Source organism: Streptomyces yamdrokensis, assembly GCF_053890455.1.
Window position 1 is genome coordinate 2,856,506 of sequence record NZ_CM132679.1, and the last position, 18,500, is coordinate 2,875,005.

Sequence of the window (18,500 nt, forward strand, 5' to 3'; positions counted from 1 at the left end):
CGCAGTCGCTGGTTCCGCGCCGACCACCTCTGCTTCCACGGTCCAAGCGGTTCTCCTCGATGCTCGGCCTTGCGGACTCGCGCCCGATGCGGTGATGCGAGCAGTGGCTTGTCTCCCTGATGCACGGCCGCCCCTCCCAGGGCAGGGGTACCGGGTGGCCGTGCACGATGCACTTCTGCTCGCCGCACACGCGGGTGGGGGCACGGACGAGGATTTGTCTCAGGGGTCCTGCATCAGACGCTGGACGTGCGAGATCGGCCGGCACCTACGCCGTCCGGTTCGGCGTCGTAGCGGGTCTGGGCCCGATCCAGGGCGTCCTCCACATCGCAGCCGTGGGCCCGAAGCCAACGGAGGAAGTCCGTGATGACGTCGACCACGGACTCCTCCGCCATCATCCGGCCCACTCTCCCGGGCCCGGGTTCGTAGAGGCCCTTCGGCGGCCGCAACGTCGCGTACACGTCCAACAGCGCCTCGGCGCGGGTCACCGACGGATGCCGCACGGAGTTGCCGGGGGACGCGGGCCCTGTGGCCAACTCGCACCACGTCACCTTGTGGTCGTCGTGCAGCTGGACTCCCCAGCGGTCCGTGAGGGCGTCGACCAGCGTCATGCCCCGGCCTCCCTCGGCGTCGGCTTCCGTGACGACGACAGCGGGCAGGGCGCGCGTGTCCGGGTCATGGACCTCGATGCGCAGGTGCGCGCCGTTCGTGGAGACCACGAGCGAGCCCTGGGTACCGATGCCGACGTGCGTGAGGACGTTGGACACCAGCTCGCTGACGCAGAGTTGGGCCGTGTCGACAAGGTCGTGCAGCCCCCAGGCCGCCAGGCGGAGCCCCACGACTCGGCGCAACGCGGCCACCTCTTCGGGGTGGGCGGTGAACTCCACATCCCATTGTTCTCGCGTCGTACGGGTTTCCTGGATCACGAGGCTCTCTCCCATCGGAGTTCGTTCTGCTCGTCGCGATGCACTGCCTGAGGGGCACGACCACTCACTCCGTGTGTCGTTCCGTCACTCAGAATGACGCCAGCGCATCCCTTCATGCAATGTGCACAGCGGGATTCCCACTTCCGAGTGATTGGCAAGCAGTCCTCTTGGCACGAGACTGAACAGTCGTTACGGACCACGTGGTTGAGGAGAACGGGATGGCCGGTTCACCGACGGCGCGCCGTCGGCGTCTGTCGATCGAGCTGAAGAAACTCCGGGAGAAGAGCACGCTGACCTGTGCCCAGGTCGGGCAGGCGCTGGACTGGAGCGGCTCCAAGGTCAACCGCATGGAGACGGGCAACGGCAGGGTCCAGCCCTCCGACATCGACGCGCTGTGCCGGTTCTACGACACGAGCGACGAACTGCGCGAGTTCCTCAAGTCGCTGGCCCGCGAGGCGAAGACGCGCGGCTGGTGGCAGGTGCACGGCGCCGGGGTGCCCGAGTGGTTCAACATCTACATCGGCCTGGAACAGGACGCCACCACGTTCCGGCAGTACCAGTGCGAGTTGTTGCCCGGCCTGCTGCAGATCGCCGCGTACGCCCGCGAACTGCACACCACCGGTGCGTATCTCTCGCCCGAGGACATCGATCGGGCCGTTCGGGTGCGACTGGAACGCCAGGAGATGTTGACACGCCCCGACGCCCCCGACGCGTGGTTCGTGGTGAACGAGGGTGCCGTACGCAACGTCATCGGCGATCGTGCCGTGATGCGGGAACAACTGGAACGGATCCTCGACGCGACCGCGTTGCCGAACGTGACGGTGCAGGTGCTCCCCTTCGACTCGGGCACATACCCGGCCACGGGTTCCTTCACCATGCTCGGTTTCCCCGCCCCGGAGGACCCGGACCTGGTGTACCGGGACGGCATCACCGACGCTGTCTACCTGGAGGGCGAACCTCATGTCCGGGAGTACACGAAAGCGTTCGACGGCCTGCGCGCTGCGGCTCTGAGCCCACAGCGTTCCGTCCAGCTCATCAAGTCAGTAGTGAAGGAGTACTCGAAATGAGCATCACAGACCGCACCGGACACGCCCTGGCATGGTTCAGGTCCTCCTACAGCAACGGCGCGGGCGGGGAGTGTGTGGAGTGCGCGATCACCGACGACCTGACGCACGTTCGCGACTCCAAGGAGAGTGCGGGAGGCCGATCCGTCTCGGTGCGGAACGAGGCCTGGCAGCCGTTCGTACGGGCGGTCCGGAGCGGGCAGCGCTTCGACAACCCACTCGGGTCGTGAGCCCACGACGGGGCTTGGAGCCCCACAGGAATCTCTGAGCGCCGAGCGCCTTCACCCGCACGAGTACCCGCGCCGGCCGCACACCGCCGACATGTTCGCCGTCCTCGGTGCGGTGCGGTTGCTGCGGTCCGCTCCCGGCAAGCTGTTCCGCGCCCTGGACTTCCTGCTGCGCATCGCCGCCGGCCAGGAAGAACGGGACGCGGTGGTGGCCGCCGCGGTGCGGGTCGCTCCCGAGGTCTGCGGCCGGGTCGTGCTGTCGGTCCGCGAGCACTCGGGCGATGTCACCGAGGCGCCCGAAGGGGCCTTGGAATTCATCAGCCTGTCCCTGGGCCGGGTACGCGGCGCGTTCATCGTTTCCCAGGTCGACATCCACGCCGGCGAGAGCTTCGAGAGGCCGAGGAGTCGTTTACAGCTCGTCGGCGAACGCCTCGGCCAGCTGACGCCATTCGGCCCGCGGCAGGCCGGCGCCGCCCTCGTCGGCGGTGAGCACCTGGAGCGCGACGTGGTCGGCGCCGGCGTCGAGGTACTCACGGGTCCGGGCCCTCACGCGCTCGGCGTCGCCCAGGGCGAAGAGGGCGTCGAGGAGACGGACGCTGCCGCCGCCCTCGAAGTCGCTCTCCGCGAACCCCAGGCGCAGCAGGTTGTCGGTGTAGTTGGGCAGCTGAAGGTACATCCTCAGCATGTCCCGCGCAGTGGTGCGGGCCCGGTCGAGGTCGGTGTCGAGCACTACCGACAGCTCCGGGGCGAGCAGCGCGTCGGGGCCGAGCGTCTCGCGTGCCTCCGCCGTGTGCTCGATGGTGACGAGATAGGGGTGTGCGCCCAGCGTCCGGTCGGTCGCGAGCTTCAGCATCTTCGGGCCGAGCGCCGCGAGGACCCGATGTCCGGAGTCCACAGGCGGGGTGGCGGCGTCGAGTGCGTCGAGGTAGGCCACCATCGCGCTGTACGGCTTCGCGTACTGCGGCACCATCGGGCCATGGCTGACACCCAGGCCGAGGACGAATCGCCCGCGCGCGCTCGCGTCGATTGCTGCGATTCGGGCCGCCGCCTCCTCGGCGGTGTGGTCCCAGATGCTGAGGATGCCGGTGGCCACGGTGACCGTGCGGGTGGCGGCGACGACGGCCGCGGCGTCGTCGGGTGAGGGGCTGCCCCCGATCCAGAGAGTGCCGTACCCCAGCTCTTCGAGCTCGGCGACCGCATCCGCGATTGCCTCTTTGCCCGCGTCGTCCGCCCGCGAACCGTGCAGGGCACTGCTCCAGATGCCGACCCGTCCGAATGCCTCGCGCGTCCCAGAAGTCATGGTGTGGTCAACAGCGGCCCGTGACCTCTATTCCCGGCTGGGCGGGCGTTCACCCGTTCACCGCAATCCGGTGGCGGGCCTGCCGCCGCACCGCCGCACCCCGCACCCCGCACCGGGGTGCTGGATGAGAACGGACCTCGGCCCAGGGCCTCGTCCCTTCCTTGCCCCTGTTCCGAGTGCCGGGGCCGTGCCGAGTTCCACCCGCCCGCTCGAGCTCCCGGGCATCGGCCGACCAGCGTCGCGGCGCGATCACCACGACGTTGAATCGGCCCTGCCGACGCACCGTGGGCACGACCCGCCTCCGCCCCCGGAGAAGCGGACACCACCTGTCCTGTGCGCCACAGAGACTCTTGCCCTCGGCGGTCACAGGGGCCGCTCGTTCGCAAGGGGTCTGTGCGTGTTCTCCGTTCTCGCCGACGTCAACCGGCCGGCCGTCGCCATCGCGGCCGTGGCATCGTTCCTGCTCGCCGGCGTGTGGTGCGCGGCCGTGATCGCCAAGCCGTACGCCGTCGCCCTCGGCCGCGAGGGCGCGCCGGCGCCCGCACCGTCGGCGGTCACCACGGCGGGTCCACTGGTGTGCCTCCTCGCCACCGTCCTGACCAGCGCCGTACTCGTCGAGGCGCTCGGCATCACGGGCATCGGTGACGCCGTGCTGTTCGGGCTCCTCGTCGGCGTCGGTTATCTCGGCGCGATGACCTTCCAGATCGCCATCAACCCGAACTTTCCGCGCCCGCTCTACTACGGCGTCCTCAACGCGCCGTTCTTCGTGATCACGAGTGTGCTCAACAGCGTCGTCCTGGTCGCGATGCGCTGGGAGCCGCCGCCGACGTGTCACACCCGCACCGGGAGCGTTGTGGGTGTGACGGCTGCCCGGGAAGGTCCCCCCTCGCCCGCGAGAGCGCCATGCCCTGGCGCGATCCGGCAGAGACACACCAGCCGCTGATTCCGGGACGGAACAACGGGGCCTCTGATCTGGAACGCGTCAGTGGCGGGGGTCGGGTGGGGCGTGAGGGGACGGACGGTGGTTCTCGGGGGAGGTGAGGGGGGCGGGGACGGCGCCGTGGCGGCGTTGGCGCCGGCTGTACTCGGTGATGGCCTGCCACAGGTCGCGTCGGTCGGTGTCGGGCCAGTAGCCGGGGGTGAAGTACAGCTCCGCGTAGGTGGCGTGCCAGGGAAGGAAGTTGGATACGCGCTGCTCGTTGCCGGTGCGCCACAGCAGGTCGACGTCCGGCATGTCGGGGTGGGGCAGATGGCGGGCGAAGTCGTCCTCGTCGAGGAGGTGGGGGTCCACTTCCCCTTCCCGGGCTGCCCGGGCGAGCGCTGCGGCGGTCCGGGTGATCTCGTCGCGGCCGCCGTAGTCGATGCACATGGTGAGGGTCAGTCCGGTGCGGGTGCGGGTGTGGTGCTGTTCGCGCCTGAGGGCGCGGACGAGGTCCTCGGGCAGTCTGTCGGGACGGCCGGACCAGCGCTGGCGCACGTCCAGGTCACGGAGGGGGCCTTCGTCGATCTCGCGGCGGACCGTCTCCAGGATCGTGGTGATCTCCTGCACGTCGCGTTTCCAGTTCTCGGTGGAGAACGCGTAGAGGGTCAGGTGGCGCAGGCCGATCTCCAGGGCGCCGTAGACGACCTCGCGGACGGCGGCGGTGCCCGCGAGGTGGCCTTCGTGGCGGGGCAGGCCGCGCTGTTCGGCCCAGCGGCCGTTGCCGTCCATGATGACCGCCACGTGGGAGGGCATGTGGTGGGCGGCGATCCGCGGGGGCCGGATGCCGTCGGGGTGCGGTGGCGGGGGCCGGAGCCCGCTGTCGACGGCTGCCGGGCCCGGATTGCCCGCGTCCGTCACGGGAGGCCGGGGGCCCGGCACGGTCAGGGGGGTCAGGCTCCAGGCCAGGGCCGAGCGGAGGCGGGCGGGGGCCAGTACGCGGGCGCGCGCCACGGCGGAGGGGCGTGGGGGGCGCTTCAGCAGGGTGGGGCCGGCCGCGTCGATGGCGTCGAGTTGGGCGCGCATCAGGTCGGCCGCCGTGTCGAGCACGGTGGCGGGGCCCGGGTGCATTCCCCTCGTCACGGCGGGCTTGGTCACCCGTCGGCGCGCCAGGGCTGTCAGTTCGGCGATCAGGGCCGCCACGGCTGGACTCCAGCGTCCCTCGACCAGATCCGCCTCTGCGCCGGGGAAGGGTTCCAGTGCCTCCTGTGGCAGGAGCAGGTGGCCCTGGGCGAGGTCGGTGCTCAGGTCGGTGAGGATGTCGGTGAGCTGGGCGCCGTCGACGAATTCCTCGTAGTCGGCCTGCCGGTCCAGCCGTAGCGTCATCGGCGCGCCGGCCTGCTCGAACAGGTGCCGTACCTGGTCGACCCAGGGCACGACTCCCTCGGTGCACCCGGCCCGCCACGCGGCCCAGTCGGGGAAGCGCGGACCGTGGGCGTCGTCCCGTGTCCTGGCCATCGCGCCCTGCAGGCCGGTCAGGTCCAGATGCCACCGTCCTGCCGTGTCCACCAAGGCGTACCGGATCGGATCGGTGCTCGTGCCCGCCCTCGTGTCGTGCTTCAGTGCCCTGGTCCACGCCTCGACGCGGGCCGCGCGCCGGGCCGGCTCCACGTCCGGTCGGTCCGCCAGGTCGTCAAGGATGCTGGCGGCCGCCCAGAGTGCCCAGCATGCCGGGCGCAGAACGGCCGGCATCAGCTGGATGAGGGCGTGGATTCCGGGATCGTGCTGCCGTGTGGTGCGGCGGCACAGCCGGTACGCCGCCCGCAGAGCGGGGTCCTGGCCCATCAGTGCACGGGCGGTGGCCCGGCCGCGCCACGCGTGTGCGGCCGTGTCGAGGGGTGTGGGGGTGGGCTGCGGTTTCGTACGCATCTCGGGACGTGGACCTCAGGGTGCTTCCGTGTCGGATGCCGAAGCCGATGGCGTGGCGGCTCGGTGCGGCGTGGGAAGGGAGAAGCCGCCGTTTCCCGGCGCGGGCTCAGGGGGCTGTGCGTTGACGGGCAGGGTGCTGCGGGTGCTGCGGCAGAATCCCGTCAGGGCGATCAGGGCCGCTCCCGCGAACCAGGTGAACTGGATGGCCAGATGGCGCGGCACCGGGTTGGTGGAGAATCCCGCCGCCGTGCCGGCCTGCATGGCTCCGTAGGAGGGCAGGTAGCGCATGAGCGGGGTGTCGGCCCCGGAACTCGTGACCGGGTTCTGCAGTGCGAGGTCGATGATGCTGGTCATCACGATGGCGAACATGCCCTCGACCTCCCGGCGCAGCACGGAGCCGAAGCCGACGCCGAGGGCGCCGTAGGTGAGGCCGGCGCTGAACAGCGCGGCGGCGAGCAGCAGAGGCTGCCGGGGCGTCCACGCCAGGCAGGTGACCGCGGTGGCGTAGGCGGCGACCGCCGCCGAGATGAGAGCCAGCGCGGTGACCTTGGCCAGGACGAGGTGGGTACGGGGGTAGCCGGCCGTCGCGAGTCGGCGGTCGAAGCGGTTGCCGGAGAAGGTGGCGGCGAACATCATGAAGCCGGTGATCAGGGTGACCGCGTTGAGCGCGCCGCTGATCTCGGTCAGTTCGTTGCCTCGGGGCGCCAGCGTCTCCCCGGTGGCGCGCAGCCGCATGGGTGCCGGGGTGTCGGGCATCGCCAGGTAGGCGAGGGTCGTCCAGAGGGGGACGAACAGGGTCACCAGGACCATGGCGAACCGGTTGCGGCCGTGCTCGGTCAGTGCGAATCCGGTGGCGAGTGCGAACCGGGTCAGGTGAAACCTCACGCGGCCACCGCCTGGTCCGGGCGGAGGACCCCGCCGTCCAGACGCCACAACTCGTCCAGGCGCTCGGTGTCGTACGCCAGGTGGGAGACGACCAGGACCGAACGTCCCGCATCACGCAGCCGCACCGCGAGATCCCAGAACCGCTGGTAGGTGTCCCAGTCGAACCCCTGGTAGGGCTCGTCCAGCAACAGCACCTGGGGATCGTGCATCAGCGCCAGCGTCACGTTCAGCTTCTGCCTCGTCCCGCCGCTGAGGATCCCCGCCCGCTCATCGGCGTATCCGGCGAACCCCAGCACGTCCATGACCTGCTCGGCATACCGCAGATCGGTCAGGCGGTAGGCCCTCTGGAAGAACCGCAAGTGCTGCCGGACGGTCAGCGCGTCGTTGAGGACCACGTGCTGCGGGCAGTAGCCGAACCGGCCGCCATGACGGACCGTGCCGCGCGAGGGCCGCAACTCGCCGGAAAGGATCTTCAGCAGAGTTGATTTGCCGGCGCCGTTCTCCCCGACGATCCCACACAGCGTCCCTGCCCCGAGCCGCATGTCAACGCCACGCAGGACCACACGCCGACCGTAGGCGTGGTGTACACCCTCGACCTTCATGCCCGCATTCCCCCCGCACCGGAACCGACCCCGTATGCCAGCCACAACGATCGCGGGGCCGGAACGACACGGACACACCGTGACTACGTACTGTTGATGTTATGTCACGTCAGGTGATTATCCCTGCTGGTGGGCATCCTCCTGGCGTGAGGCCGGGGGAAGCGGAACGGCTCCGGGGCGAGTGGTCAAAGTTCGCGGTTCGCGGCCGATGCGCCCGGGTGGCTGCCCGGCGGGGTCGGCGACGGCGGGGCGAGCGTTGCCCGCAGTGCCTGATGCCGGACGGCCGGCGCAGGTGGATCCAGCCGATGGCCGGGCGTCTGCCGGGCGTCTGCCGGGCGGCACCACGCAGGCCCTGCGGCAGTTCGTGAACCAGTCGCCGCGGGAGTGGACGCCGGCGCGGCAGCGGATCGCCCGGCGGTCGGGCGAGGCGGGCGAGGCGGGCCGGCCCGAGGTGCGGGTGGTCGACGACGGGCCGTTTCCCCGGTGCGGCACCACGTCGGCCGGGGTGGTCCGGCAGTGCCGCGGTGTGCCGGGCGAGCGGGCCACCGGCCGGGGCGCGGTCGGTGTGCGCGGCCACCGGCACCGGCGGTGGAGCACACCGCCCGCCCCCCTGCCGGTCGCCTTCTCACGGAGTCCCGGGGGGGTCCCGTTGGGCGGTACAGGCGAATCGTGGGACGCGCCGATCCAATTGCCGCAAATATGACTATAAGACATGTGTTATTCAGTTATGCACTCACCTACGCGGCGCACCTTGCTGGGTGCCTCGATCACGGCCATCGGCGCGGGAGCCCTGGCCGCCTGCTCCGGACCCGGCTCGCACTCCGGGCCCGGCCCCCGCCCTGCGTCCGGTCCGCCCTCCGGGACCGGCGCCCGCCCGGTGGCCGGGGCCCCCGGCCGCCACGTCGGTGGTTTCGTACCCAGGGGGCCCCAGGGGTACGTGAACCCGTCCGATCCCGAGGTCCTCGCCGCCGAGAGGGAACGCGGGTCCGGCCCCCTGCGCACGGTCGTGCTGACCGCCACCGAGACGTCCCTCGACCTGGGCGGGCAGGTCGTCAGGTCATGGGCGTACGGTGACGTGCTGCCCGGCAGGGAGATCCGGGCCACCGCGGGTGACATCCTCAATCTCACGCTCGTCAACTACCTGCCCGTGGCTACGACGCTGCACTCGCACGGTATCCGTCTGCGCTGCGACATGGACGGCGTACCGGGCCTGACCCAGCGCTCCATCGAGCCCGGCAAGGACTTCACCTACCGCTTCGCCGTCTCGCATCCGGGCACGCACTGGCTGCACTCGCACTCGGGAATGCAGCTCGACCGCGGCCTGTACGCCCCGCTGATCGTCGAGGACCCCAGGGAACCGCTGTGCTACGACAAGGAGTGGGTCGTCGTCCTGGACGACTGGGTGGACGGCGTGGACGGCTCCACTCCGGACGGCGTGCTCACGCAGTTGCACAACGGCAGGAGTGTCCCGATGGACATGGGCGAGGAGGCCGCACATGACTCGATGCCCGCCCCCGACAAGCCCGCCGGCCCCTCCCGCGTCCTGCACAAGGGGCACAGCCGCGTGCTGGACAGCGCGGGCGGTCATGTCGACTACCCCCACTACCTGATCAACGGCCGTCTCCCGAAAGCCGCTTCGGTTTTCCGGGCCTGCCCCGGGGACCGGATCCGGTTGCGGATCATCAACGCCGGGGGCGACACGGCCTTCCGGGTCGCACTCGGCGGCCACGAGATGACCGTGACGCACACGGACGGCTACCCGGTCGAGCACACGCGGACGGACGCACTGCTGCTGGGCATGGCCGAACGCTACGACGTGCTCGTCACCGCCAAGGACGGGGTGTTCCCGCTGGTCGCGCTCGCCGAAGGCAAGAACGCGAGGGCCCTGGCGGTCCTGCGTACCGGCAGCGGCAGCTTCCCCGGATGCTCCGCGCATCCGGACGAGCTCGACGGCCGGCTCGTGCCGGCCGCACGGCTGGTGCCGGACGAATCCGTGGCCCTCTGCGACCGCGCCCCGGACCGCGAGCTGCACTTCAGACTGACCGGCAGCATGAGGCAGTTCGACTGGAGCCTCGACGGCCGGCCCTACTCCATCGAACAACGCCACCCCGTCCGGGAAGGAGAACGGGTCCGCCTGACCTTCACCAACGCCACCGACATGTGGCACCCCATGCATCTGCACGGCCACACCTTCGCCTTCACCGGCGCCAACGCGGGCGGGGCCCGCAAGGACACCGCCCTGGTACTGCCGCACCGCAGACTCGTCGTCGACTTCAACGCCGACAACCCGGGCCTGTGGATGCTGCACTGCCACAACCAGTACCACTCCGAATCCGGCATGATGACCATCCTCGGTTACCAGAGGTGAGGACGGCGGCGGCATCGGCTTCCCCGCCGGCCGCGGGTACTCGGGGCCGGCGCGGTCTGCCGGCGCGATCCCGGGCTCACCGGGCCGTTCCCCTCGTCGGAGCGCTCCGGTGAACGGCTTTCGAGGCACGGTCCGGTGCGCGGACTCGCCGGTGCCCGCCGCCATGACGCGGGGCCCGTCGCGGTCTGCCTGACCGCAGCCAGAGCGAACGGTGTGCGTCCTGCCGATGGGCGGGGCGATGAGCGTCGGGCGCTTCGCCCGGCTCCTCGGGCCACCGCCCGGCCTGGGCCTGCGCCTGACGGGGCTGTGCGACGAGAGGGAACGGCCTTTCTACGCCCGCGCTCTGGACGGGGCGGCCGAAGTGGCCGGTACGGCACGGCCGCAGCGGTTCTTCGTCTGCGCGGCGGATCTGGAGGACGAGTTGATCCGCGCGCTGGGTGTGGCCCGGGTGGAGGAACTCGTCCGGGCCGAGGGGGACCTGCGCGCCCTGCAGACGTTCCTGCGCCAGCCCGCACAGCAGGGCCGCACCCCGCAACAGCAGTTGCGGCGCTTCCTCGGCACGAAGAAGGGGCGCAAGATCCGCTACGGGCGCGTCCTCGTCGAGGCCCTCGAACCCGACCGCGTACCCGCCCCGCTCGACGGTCTGTTCGCCGGCCTCTGAGACCGCCTCCGCCCCTGCCCGTAATGCCGACGGGCACGGGTGGACCACGGGCACGGGTGAGGCACTCTCACCGCCGGCCCGACTCTTGTCCCGTGCCGTCCCCTCCCCCGGGGCCGCCGCCTTCGGGTCGGTCGCCGTCAGGGGGCGATGTCCTCCAAGGCGCGGCGTTCCGCGTCGACCGCGAGGAAGACGGCGACCGGGCCCGCTGCGCACATCGGTCCGGCGCCGATCCGGAAGGCGAGGACGGCGTCAAGGCCGTCAAGGCCGTCAAGGCCGTCAAGGCCGTCAAGGCCGTCAAGGCCGTCAAGGCCGTCAAGGATCCACACGGTGCCGAGGCCGATGACGATCGACCAGTGCCGACGCGACCGGGGGAGGCGGGCGGGCGGGGATGGCGGTGGTGATCGTGCTCAGGGACCCGGGCTGTGCTGCGGCCACGGACTCATTCCTCGGCGGGGCGAACCGACACCGGTTTCCCCCGGGCCTCGTTTCCACGCCCCGCGCCCGCCGCCGCCGGCCGCCCTACCCCCCGATCGCCTGCGACACCGTGTAGATCGTCAGGCCGGCCAGGGAGCCGACGACCGTGCCGTTGATGCGGATGAACTGGAGGTCGCGGCCGATGTTGGCCTCGATCTTCTTCGTCGTGTGCTCGGCGTCCCAGCCCGCCACGGTGTCCGTGATCAGGGAGGTGATCTCCCCCCGGTAGGTGGTGACGACGTACACCGCGGCGCTCTCCAGCCAGCCGTCGACCTTGCCCTGCAGCCTGGTGTCGGCCGACATGCGCGCGCCCAGCGACAGCAGCGAGGCGCGGACGCGCAGCCGCAGTTCGCTGCGCTCGTCCTCCGCCGCGGAGACGATCATGGATCGTACGGCGGTCCACGTGGAGGCGATCAGGTCCTGGACCTCGTCGCGGTCGAGGATCTCGCCCTTGAGCCGTTCGATCCGGGCGCGGGTCTCGGTGTCGGACTGGAGGTCGGAGGCGAAGTCGGTGAGGAAGCGGTCGAGGGCGCCGCGCGCGGGGTGGGCGGGCATGTCGCGCATCTCGGTGATGAAGCGCAGCAGTTCCTTGTAGACGCGGTCGCCGACCTTGCGGTCCACGAATTTCGGGGTCCAGCCGGGAGCGCCGCCCTGCACGGCGTTCATCACGGAGTCGCCGTGCAGCACGAGCCAGTCGTGGGCGCGGGCGACGACGACGTCGACGGCCTTCTTGTGGCCGCCGTCGGCGACGACCTTCTCCAGCATCTTGCCCATGCCGGGCGCGATCTCCTGGGCGTCCGCGCGGCGCGTGATCGCCTCTCCGACCACCGCCTGGACGTCGGAGTCGCGCAGGACGGTCAGCGCGCCGCGCAGGGCGGCCGACAGCTCGGCGGTGACCCGGTCGGCGTGTTCGGGCACCGCCAGCCAGGCGCCGAGCCGGCTGCCGATGCCGACGGAGCGCAGCCGTCCGCGGACGACGTCCTCGGAGAGGAAGTTCTCGCCGACGAAGTCGCCCAGGGAGACGCCGAGCTGGTCCTTCTTGGTGGGGATGATCGCGGTGTGCGGGATGCGCAGGCCCAGGGGGTGGCGGAACAGGGCGGTCACGGCGAACCAGTCGGCGAGCGCGCCGACCATGCCCGCCTCCGCCGCCGCGGCGACGTAGCCCGCCCAGGCGCCGGCGCCCGCGTGGGACGCCCACTCGGCCAGGACGTACACCACGGCGACGAACAGCAGCAGCCCGGTGGCGATGAGCTTCATCCGGCGCACTCCGCGCCGCTTCTCCTCGTCCGCCGGACTGAACGTCGTCATCGCGCGGTGCGGGACGGCCCCGGGGCGGGAGCGGGCCTGCGTCCGTCCGCCCTCGCCGGCCCGGGGGTCCTCGCCGGCCCGTCCGTCCCCGCCGGCCCGTCCGCCCTCGCCGGCCCGTCCGCCCTCGCCGGCCCGGGCGTCCCCGGCGCGCGGGGTGTCCGTGGCACCCGGGTCGTCCGTGCTGCCCGGGGTGCCGGCCGTGCCCGCCTCTCCCGTCCGCCCGGTCCGCCCGGTCCGCTCGATCGGTTCCATCTGCTCCGCCCCGCTCCGTCCGTTGCACCTGTCCGGTGATCCCTCACACATTGTCCCTTCCCGACCGACTCCCGGAACGGAACAGGAGTTCCCGGCGTCTGTTCCACGGGCGGCCCGACCGTCACCCGGGAGCACGCCGAGAGCACTCCGGCGGGGTGCCGGTGGAGTCCCGGCGACGCCCTGACGGGGGTCCTGGTGGAGTCCTGTCGGACCGCCACCCGCCCATGACGCATCATGGGCTCATCCGTACGGAGCCTCGTGCTCCGATCGTCCGAGGAGAACAGAAACAGCATGACCGGGGGACGTGACGGGGGCGCGGAAGCGCCTTCCACGAAGTACCGCGCCCTGCTCGCCGCGGTGATCGCCGCGATCGTGGCAGTGTCCGCCGCCATATACGTCGGGGTGTCCGGGCTGCCGTCCGGCCTGTACGGCGACGGCACGAGGGACCGTGAGACCCTCGCCGGCGGCCGCGACGGGCGCCAGAACCCGGCCGCACCGGCCTTTGCCGGCACCTGGGTCTCCTCCTGGGCGGCCTCCCCGGTCGGCGGCGAGCCCGGCACCGAGACGACCGGCCTCGCAAACCGCTCGCTGCGCAACGTCGTGCACACCGGCGTCGGCGGCACCGCCGCCCGGATCACCCTGTCCAACCTCTACGGACAGTCCCCGCTCACCATCAGCCACGCCTCGATCGCCCTCTCCGCGGGCCGGGGCGGCGCGGCGGCACTCGCCGACACCATGCGGCAGGTCACCTTCCGCGGCCACACCGCCGTCGTCGTCCCGCCCGGCGGCCGGGTGGTGAGCGACGCCGTACGCATCGCCGTCCCGCACGACGGGGACGTGCTGGTCACCACGTACTCCCCCACCGGCTCCGGGCCGGTCACCCGCCACACGTACTCGCGCCAGACCTCGTACGCCGCCGTCGGCGAGCACACCCGGGACACGGCCGGCGCCGTGTACACGCAGGAGAGCGCCTACTGGCGCTACCTGACCGCGCTGGACGTGCTGAGCAAGGACGCGCAGGGCACCGTCGTCGCCCTGGGCGACTCGCTCACCGACGGCAGCACCTCCACCACCGGAGCCAACAACCGCTGGCCGGACATCCTGTCCGACCGGCTGCGCGAAGCGGCCGCGGCCGGCCGGGACGTACCGCGCTACAGCGTCGTCAACGGGGGCATCAGCGGCAACCGGGTCCTCTCCGACGGCCTCGGCCGCCCCGCGGAGAACACCAGCGCCCTGAACCGCTTCGACCGCGACGTCCTCGGCCGTCCGAACGTCAGGGTCGTCGTCGTCCTCCTCGGCGTCAACGACATCCTGCGCGACCCGGACCTCGCCGACCCGGACGCGATCGTCGGCGGGCTCGGCACGCTCGTCGACCGCGCCCACGCCCGCGGGCTGAAGGTCGTCGGCTCGACCCTGATGCCGTTCGGCGGCCACCGCGGCTACACCGACGCGCGCGAGGGCGTACGGCAGGAGATCAACGCGGAGATCCGCGCGGGACACGTCTTCGACGCCGTCGTCGACTTCGACCGGGCCCTGCGCGACCCGTACGACCCGCGCCGGCTGCGCTCCGTCTACGACTCGGGCGACCATCTGCACCCGAGCGACCGGGGATACACCCGGATGGCCGAGGCCTTCGACCTGGACGACCTGTCGGGCGGGGCGCCGGCGAAGCTGTAGGGGGCGGCCGGCCGACCCGGGCCACCACCTCCGGGCCCCGGCTCCGCCCCGCCCGGTCGGGTCAGCGGTCCCGGTCGCGGCGGCGCTCGCCCTGCTCCTCGGCGCGGCGGCCGTGCAGGGAGTCGAAGCCGAGGGAACCGTGGCCCAGGCCGCCGTGGCCGAAGCCCAGGGAGGCCCGGCCGGACGAGGAGGCGTCCGGTTCGCGGCGGTCCGCGTCACCGCCCCGCACTCCGTTGCGACGGTTCGCCCTGCGCTCCAGCTTCTCGCGGCGGCGCTCCTCGCGGAGTTGCTGCTTCTGCGCCCGGGGCAGCTTGCGCCTGACGCCGACACCACCCCAGAAGGCCAGACCCGAGACGATCACACGCGGGGCGCCCGGGTCGCTCCGCACGTTCTCCTCGGGGTGGTCGAAACCGCCCATGATGCCGACGCCGCGGACGACGACCTCGACGCCCGGCGGGACGATGATGTCGACCCCGCCCATGATCGCGACCGCGTTGATCACGATCTCGCGGCCGGCGAAGTCCGCCTCGCGCAGATCGATCTCGCCGCCGCCCCAGAAGGCGAAGCAGTTGAACCTCCGCGGCGCCGTCCACCGGCCCTTGCGCTGGAACCCCGACATCACGGCGACGGCCCACGTCGACGGTGTGTCACCGCCGACGCCCACCCGGCTCGCCCAGTCGCCGCCCGGCTCGGGGGACTTGGTCAGGTCGACGACGGGGGCGGACACCCCGGGGGCGGGCAGGTCGCGGGTGATCGGCTCGAGTTCCCGGTAGGTCCGCGCCTTGTACGTCGCGTCCAGCCGCTCCTCGAACTCCTCCATGTCCAGACGCCCCTCGGCGACGGCGTCCCGCAGGACGGCGGCGACCCGCTCGCGGTCGGCATCGGAGGCGCGGAGGTCCGGGACTGCGTCGTCGGTCATACACAGCAGCCTACGAGGTCCCCCGGCCGAGGGCTACGAGACCACCCGTCCGGCGCCCTCGCCCCGGGCGTCGGGCGAGGTGCCTTCGGCGGCCTCCTCCACCCGATCCGCCCGATCCCCCTGGCCCGCCCGGCCCCCCTGCTCCGCCCGCTCCGCGTACATCTTCGCGATCACGGCCTCGATGTCCGGCTCCCGCACCGAAAGGTCCACCAGCGGGTACTCCGCCGCGATCCGCGCCACCAGCGGGGCCGCCGACTGCGCCGCCGGGAACGCCAGCCACTGCCTCGGCCCCTCCACCCGCACCACCCGCGCGGGGGCCGGCACGTCGATCGGCGGCACCTCCCGTTCCAGGTCCACCACCAGCGTCCGTTCGCTCTCCCCCGCCCGGTGCAGGCCGGCGAGCGCACCGTCGTACATCAGGCGGCCGTGGTCGATGACCATCACCCGCGAGCACAACTGCTCGATGTCCTGGAGGTCGTGCGTGGTCAGCAGCACCGTCGTGGCCCGTTCGGCGTTCAGCTCCCGCAGGAAGTCCCGCACCCTGCTCTTGGAGATGACGTCCAGACCGATCGTCGGCTCGTCCAGGTACAGCACCTCCGGGTCGTGCAGCAGCGCCGCCGCGATGTCACCGCGCATCCGCTGCCCCAGGGAGAGCTGCCGTACCGGGGTGTCCAACAGGTCGCCCAGGTCGAGGAGTTCGACGAGCCGGTCCAGGTTCGCGCGATAACGGGCGTCGGGAATCCGGTACATGCGGTGCATCAGCCGGTACGAGTCGAGCAGCGGCAGATCCCACCACAGCGTCGTCCGCTGCCCGAACACCACCCCTATGCGGTGCGCCAGCCGCATCCGTTCCCGGGTGGGGTCGATGCCGGCCACCCGCAGCCGGCCGCCGCTCGGGGTGAGGATCCCGGTCAGCATCTTGATCGTGGTCGACTTGCCCGCGCCGTTCGGCCCGATGTAGCCGACCATCTCACCACGGGCCACGGAGAACGAGAGCGAGTCCACGGCCCGCACCCGCCGCCGCTCCCGCTTCATGAACCCGGTCCTCCTCCGCACGTCGAAGACCTTCTCCACCCGGTCGAGAAGGATGAACTCCCGGTCCTCGCGGCTCCCGTCACCGTCACCGCGGCCTCCGTCCCCGCGGCCTCCGCCACCGCTGCCGCGGCCCCTGTCGTCGCCGCCTTCGCACTCCTCGTACGCGCTGTCGTTGCCCACGGCCCACTAACTCCCTGTACTCCGATACGAACGCAGTCCCGCCCGCCACGCCCACCCGGCCGCCGCGCAGCACACCGCGGCCACGGCCGGCGCCGCGAACGCCGCCCACCCGGGCAGGTCCAGCGGATACGGCCGCCCCAGCACGTAGGACGCGGGAACCCAGTTGACGAAGGCGAGCGGCAGCACGAACGTCACCCCGCGCACCAGTTCCTGCGCGAACAGCACCGGCGGATACTGCAGCATCGTCTGACCGCCGTAGGTGAACGCGTTCTGCACCTCGGACGCGTCCTGCGCCACGAACTGGAAGGCCGCGCCCCCCACGAACACCGCGCAGAAGATCGCCGCGCCGCTGACCACCGTCACCGGCACCAGCACCAGCTTCACGACCGTCCAGTCGACGTCGAGCGCGGCGACGGCCCAGCCGAGGACCACCAGCCCCTGTACCAGGCGCCCCACGCGGCGCGGGGCGAAGCGGTCCGCGGCGACCTGCGCGAGCACCGGCACCGGCCGCACCAGCAGCGTGTCGAGCGTGCCGTCCCGCACCCGGCGCCCCAGCCGGTCCATCGAGCCCAGCGCCAGATCCGCGATGCCGAACGACACCATGGACAGGCCGTACAGGAAGGCCACCTCGGCCAGGACATGGCCGGCCAGCACGTCGACGTGCGAGAACATCAGCGCGATACCGACGAAGTCAAGGCCGGTCACCGCGACACCGCCGATGGTCGTCAGTACGAACGACGTCCGGTACACCAGGGTCGAGCGGATCCACATCCCCGCGATCAGCCCGTACGCGCGCACCCCCCGCACCACCCCGGACCACCTGCCGAGCCGCCCGGAACCAGAACCAGAACCAGAACCGGAATCGAACCCTCCGATCCGTCCGCCGCCCTCAGCCACCCTGGACCACCACCCGCCGGGTCGCCGCCGTCTGCAGCAGCCGCCCCACCGCCAGCAGCGCCACCGCCCACGCGCCCTGCAGCGCGAAGACCCGCAGCGCGCCCGTCTCCCCCATCAGGACGTCGGCCGGGCCCTGGAGCAGCGCCGCCCAGGGCAGCATCCGCACGACCTCGCCGAACACGCCCGGGAAGACGTTCAGCGGCAGCACCAGGCCCGAGCAGAACATCCCCACGATCATCAGCATCTGCATCATCCCCGTGCCGTCCAGCAGCCAGAACGCGCTCAGTGCCACCAGATAGCGGATCGCGAAACTGACCACCATCGCCAGCACCACCGTCGTCAGGAAGGCGGACCAGGTCAGCGCATCGTCCGGCAGCGCCACGGGGAAGACCGCCACCCCGAACAGGAAGGGGACCACGCCCCGTCCCAGGAGCTGGAACACCGAGCGGCCCAGGTCCTGCGCCAGCCACCACCCCTGCAGGTCGGCCGGCCGGTACAGGTCGATCGCGACGGCACCCGTACGGATCCGCTCCATCAGCTCGATCTCGAAGCCGCCGCCCTGAATGGCCAGCGTCGCGTAGAGCGCCTGCCCCAGCCACACGTACGTGACCGCCTGCGCCTGCCCGTATCCCCCCAGGTCCGGCCGCTCGCTCCACAACGCCAGGTACGTGTACACGAGGATCAGACCGAAGACGGTGTTGGTGAACACCCCGGCCGCCGTCGCCGCCCGGTAGGTCGCGTACCGCCGGAAGCCGCCCACCGCGACCGCCGCGTACAACCGGGCCGTGCCTGACCCCACAACCGCCTCCGGTCCCCGCCCCGCCCCGCGCACCCGCCCGGCGTATTCGTCCGACGTCCCCGAAGACGCCCAAGCGCACGA

At 71.7% G+C, this 18,500-nt stretch carries 17 protein-coding genes and 1 pseudogene; 7 read left to right on the forward strand and 11 right to left on the reverse strand.

The features are described 5' to 3' along the window. Positions 1 to 233 precede the first annotated feature (233 nt). The gene (locus ACWZEH_RS12255) at positions 234 to 938 is read right to left on the reverse strand and encodes an ATP-binding protein (RefSeq protein WP_456198104.1); all 705 of its coding nucleotides are present in this window, start codon (positions 936 to 938) and stop codon (positions 234 to 236) included. Between the two features lie 203 nt (positions 939 to 1,141). On the opposite strand from ACWZEH_RS12255, the gene ACWZEH_RS12260 reads away from it, so the two are divergent. Both ACWZEH_RS12260 and ACWZEH_RS12265 read left to right on the forward strand, forming a co-directional pair. Next, positions 1,142 to 1,990 (forward strand): helix-turn-helix domain-containing protein, encoded by an 849-nt coding sequence (locus ACWZEH_RS12260; protein WP_456198105.1) that lies wholly within the window; start codon positions 1,142 to 1,144, stop codon positions 1,988 to 1,990. After that, positions 1,987 to 2,217: a DUF397 domain-containing protein gene (locus ACWZEH_RS12265; RefSeq protein ID WP_456198106.1), complete on the forward strand. Its 231-nt coding sequence runs from the start codon at positions 1,987 to 1,989 to the stop codon at positions 2,215 to 2,217. Before ACWZEH_RS12260 ends, ACWZEH_RS12265 begins: the two co-directional genes overlap by 4 nt. A gap of 406 nt (positions 2,218 to 2,623) precedes the next feature. Here ACWZEH_RS12265 and ACWZEH_RS12270 read toward each other — a convergent pair whose 3' ends face one another. After that, on the reverse strand, positions 2,624 to 3,514 hold the full coding sequence (locus ACWZEH_RS12270) for a TIGR03620 family F420-dependent LLM class oxidoreductase (protein WP_456198107.1): 891 nt from the start codon (positions 3,512 to 3,514) through the stop codon (positions 2,624 to 2,626). 397 nt (positions 3,515 to 3,911) lie between these two features. Here ACWZEH_RS12270 and ACWZEH_RS12275 point away from each other — a divergent pair, with 397 nt between their 5' ends. Beyond that, complete coding sequence (locus tag ACWZEH_RS12275) at positions 3,912 to 4,457, forward strand: DUF1761 domain-containing protein (RefSeq protein ID WP_456198108.1); 546 nt, start codon at positions 3,912 to 3,914, stop codon at positions 4,455 to 4,457. Positions 4,458 to 4,496: 39 nt separating this feature from the next. On the opposite strand, the gene uppS is transcribed toward ACWZEH_RS12275, so the two are convergent. The 3 genes from uppS to ACWZEH_RS12290 are packed head-to-tail and all read right to left on the reverse strand — an operon-like array spanning position 4,497 to position 7,849. Beyond that, on the reverse strand, positions 4,497 to 6,362 hold the full coding sequence (gene uppS / locus ACWZEH_RS12280; protein ID WP_456198109.1) for a polyprenyl diphosphate synthase: 1,866 nt from the start codon (positions 6,360 to 6,362) through the stop codon (positions 4,497 to 4,499). A 15-nt stretch (positions 6,363 to 6,377) separates the two neighbouring features. After that, the gene (locus ACWZEH_RS12285) at positions 6,378 to 7,247 is read right to left on the reverse strand and encodes an ABC transporter permease (RefSeq protein ID WP_456198110.1); all 870 of its coding nucleotides are present in this window, start codon (positions 7,245 to 7,247) and stop codon (positions 6,378 to 6,380) included. Then, positions 7,244 to 7,849, reverse strand: a complete 606-nt coding sequence (locus ACWZEH_RS12290; protein WP_456198111.1) for an ABC transporter ATP-binding protein — start codon at positions 7,847 to 7,849, stop codon at positions 7,244 to 7,246. The genes ACWZEH_RS12285 and ACWZEH_RS12290 overlap by 4 nt, the downstream gene beginning before the upstream one ends. A gap of 208 nt (positions 7,850 to 8,057) precedes the next feature. Between ACWZEH_RS12290 and ACWZEH_RS12295 the strand changes: the two genes are divergently transcribed. The 3 genes and pseudogenes from ACWZEH_RS12295 to ACWZEH_RS12305 all read left to right on the forward strand — a co-directional run. Beyond that, a complete protein-coding gene (locus ACWZEH_RS12295; RefSeq protein WP_456199564.1) occupies positions 8,058 to 8,552 on the forward strand; it encodes a transposase in 495 nt (164 codons plus the stop codon). Between the two features lie 24 nt (positions 8,553 to 8,576). Beyond that, positions 8,577 to 10,217, forward strand: coding sequence for a multicopper oxidase family protein (locus ACWZEH_RS12300; RefSeq protein WP_456198112.1), 1,641 nt, complete (start codon positions 8,577 to 8,579; stop codon positions 10,215 to 10,217). Between the two features lie 211 nt (positions 10,218 to 10,428). Beyond that, positions 10,429 to 10,878, forward strand: a pseudogene (locus ACWZEH_RS12305) (ATP-dependent endonuclease); the annotation flags it as partial. Positions 10,879 to 11,015: 137 nt separating this feature from the next. Here the strand turns inward: ACWZEH_RS12305 and ACWZEH_RS12310 are convergent. Both ACWZEH_RS12310 and ACWZEH_RS12315 read right to left on the reverse strand, forming a co-directional pair. Beyond that, complete coding sequence (locus tag ACWZEH_RS12310) at positions 11,016 to 11,204, reverse strand: hypothetical protein (RefSeq protein WP_456200048.1); 189 nt, start codon at positions 11,202 to 11,204, stop codon at positions 11,016 to 11,018. Positions 11,205 to 11,397: 193 nt separating this feature from the next. Next, positions 11,398 to 12,912 carry a DUF445 domain-containing protein gene (locus ACWZEH_RS12315; protein WP_456198113.1) on the reverse strand — a complete coding sequence of 505 codons (1,515 nt, stop codon included), beginning with the start codon at positions 12,910 to 12,912 and terminating at the stop codon, positions 11,398 to 11,400. Between the two features lie 291 nt (positions 12,913 to 13,203). Here ACWZEH_RS12315 and ACWZEH_RS12320 point away from each other — a divergent pair, with 291 nt between their 5' ends. After that, positions 13,204 to 14,589, forward strand: a complete 1,386-nt coding sequence (locus ACWZEH_RS12320; RefSeq protein WP_456198114.1) for an SGNH/GDSL hydrolase family protein — start codon at positions 13,204 to 13,206, stop codon at positions 14,587 to 14,589. A gap of 61 nt (positions 14,590 to 14,650) precedes the next feature. Here ACWZEH_RS12320 and ACWZEH_RS12325 read toward each other — a convergent pair whose 3' ends face one another. The 4 genes from ACWZEH_RS12325 to ACWZEH_RS12340 all read right to left on the reverse strand — a co-directional run bounded on the left by ACWZEH_RS12325 (position 14,651) and on the right by ACWZEH_RS12340 (position 18,419). Continuing rightward, positions 14,651 to 15,508 (reverse strand): DUF1707 SHOCT-like domain-containing protein, encoded by an 858-nt coding sequence (locus tag ACWZEH_RS12325; protein WP_456198115.1) that lies wholly within the window; start codon positions 15,506 to 15,508, stop codon positions 14,651 to 14,653. 33 nt (positions 15,509 to 15,541) lie between these two features. Next, positions 15,542 to 16,597: an ABC transporter ATP-binding protein gene (locus ACWZEH_RS12330; protein WP_456199566.1), complete on the reverse strand. Its 1,056-nt coding sequence runs from the start codon at positions 16,595 to 16,597 to the stop codon at positions 15,542 to 15,544. Between the two features lie 132 nt (positions 16,598 to 16,729). Then, complete coding sequence (locus ACWZEH_RS12335) at positions 16,730 to 17,494, reverse strand: ABC transporter permease (protein WP_456199568.1); 765 nt, start codon at positions 17,492 to 17,494, stop codon at positions 16,730 to 16,732. 118 nt (positions 17,495 to 17,612) lie between these two features. Beyond that, positions 17,613 to 18,419, reverse strand: a complete 807-nt coding sequence (locus ACWZEH_RS12340; RefSeq protein WP_456198116.1) for an ABC transporter permease — start codon at positions 18,417 to 18,419, stop codon at positions 17,613 to 17,615. Positions 18,420 to 18,500 lie beyond the last annotated feature (81 nt).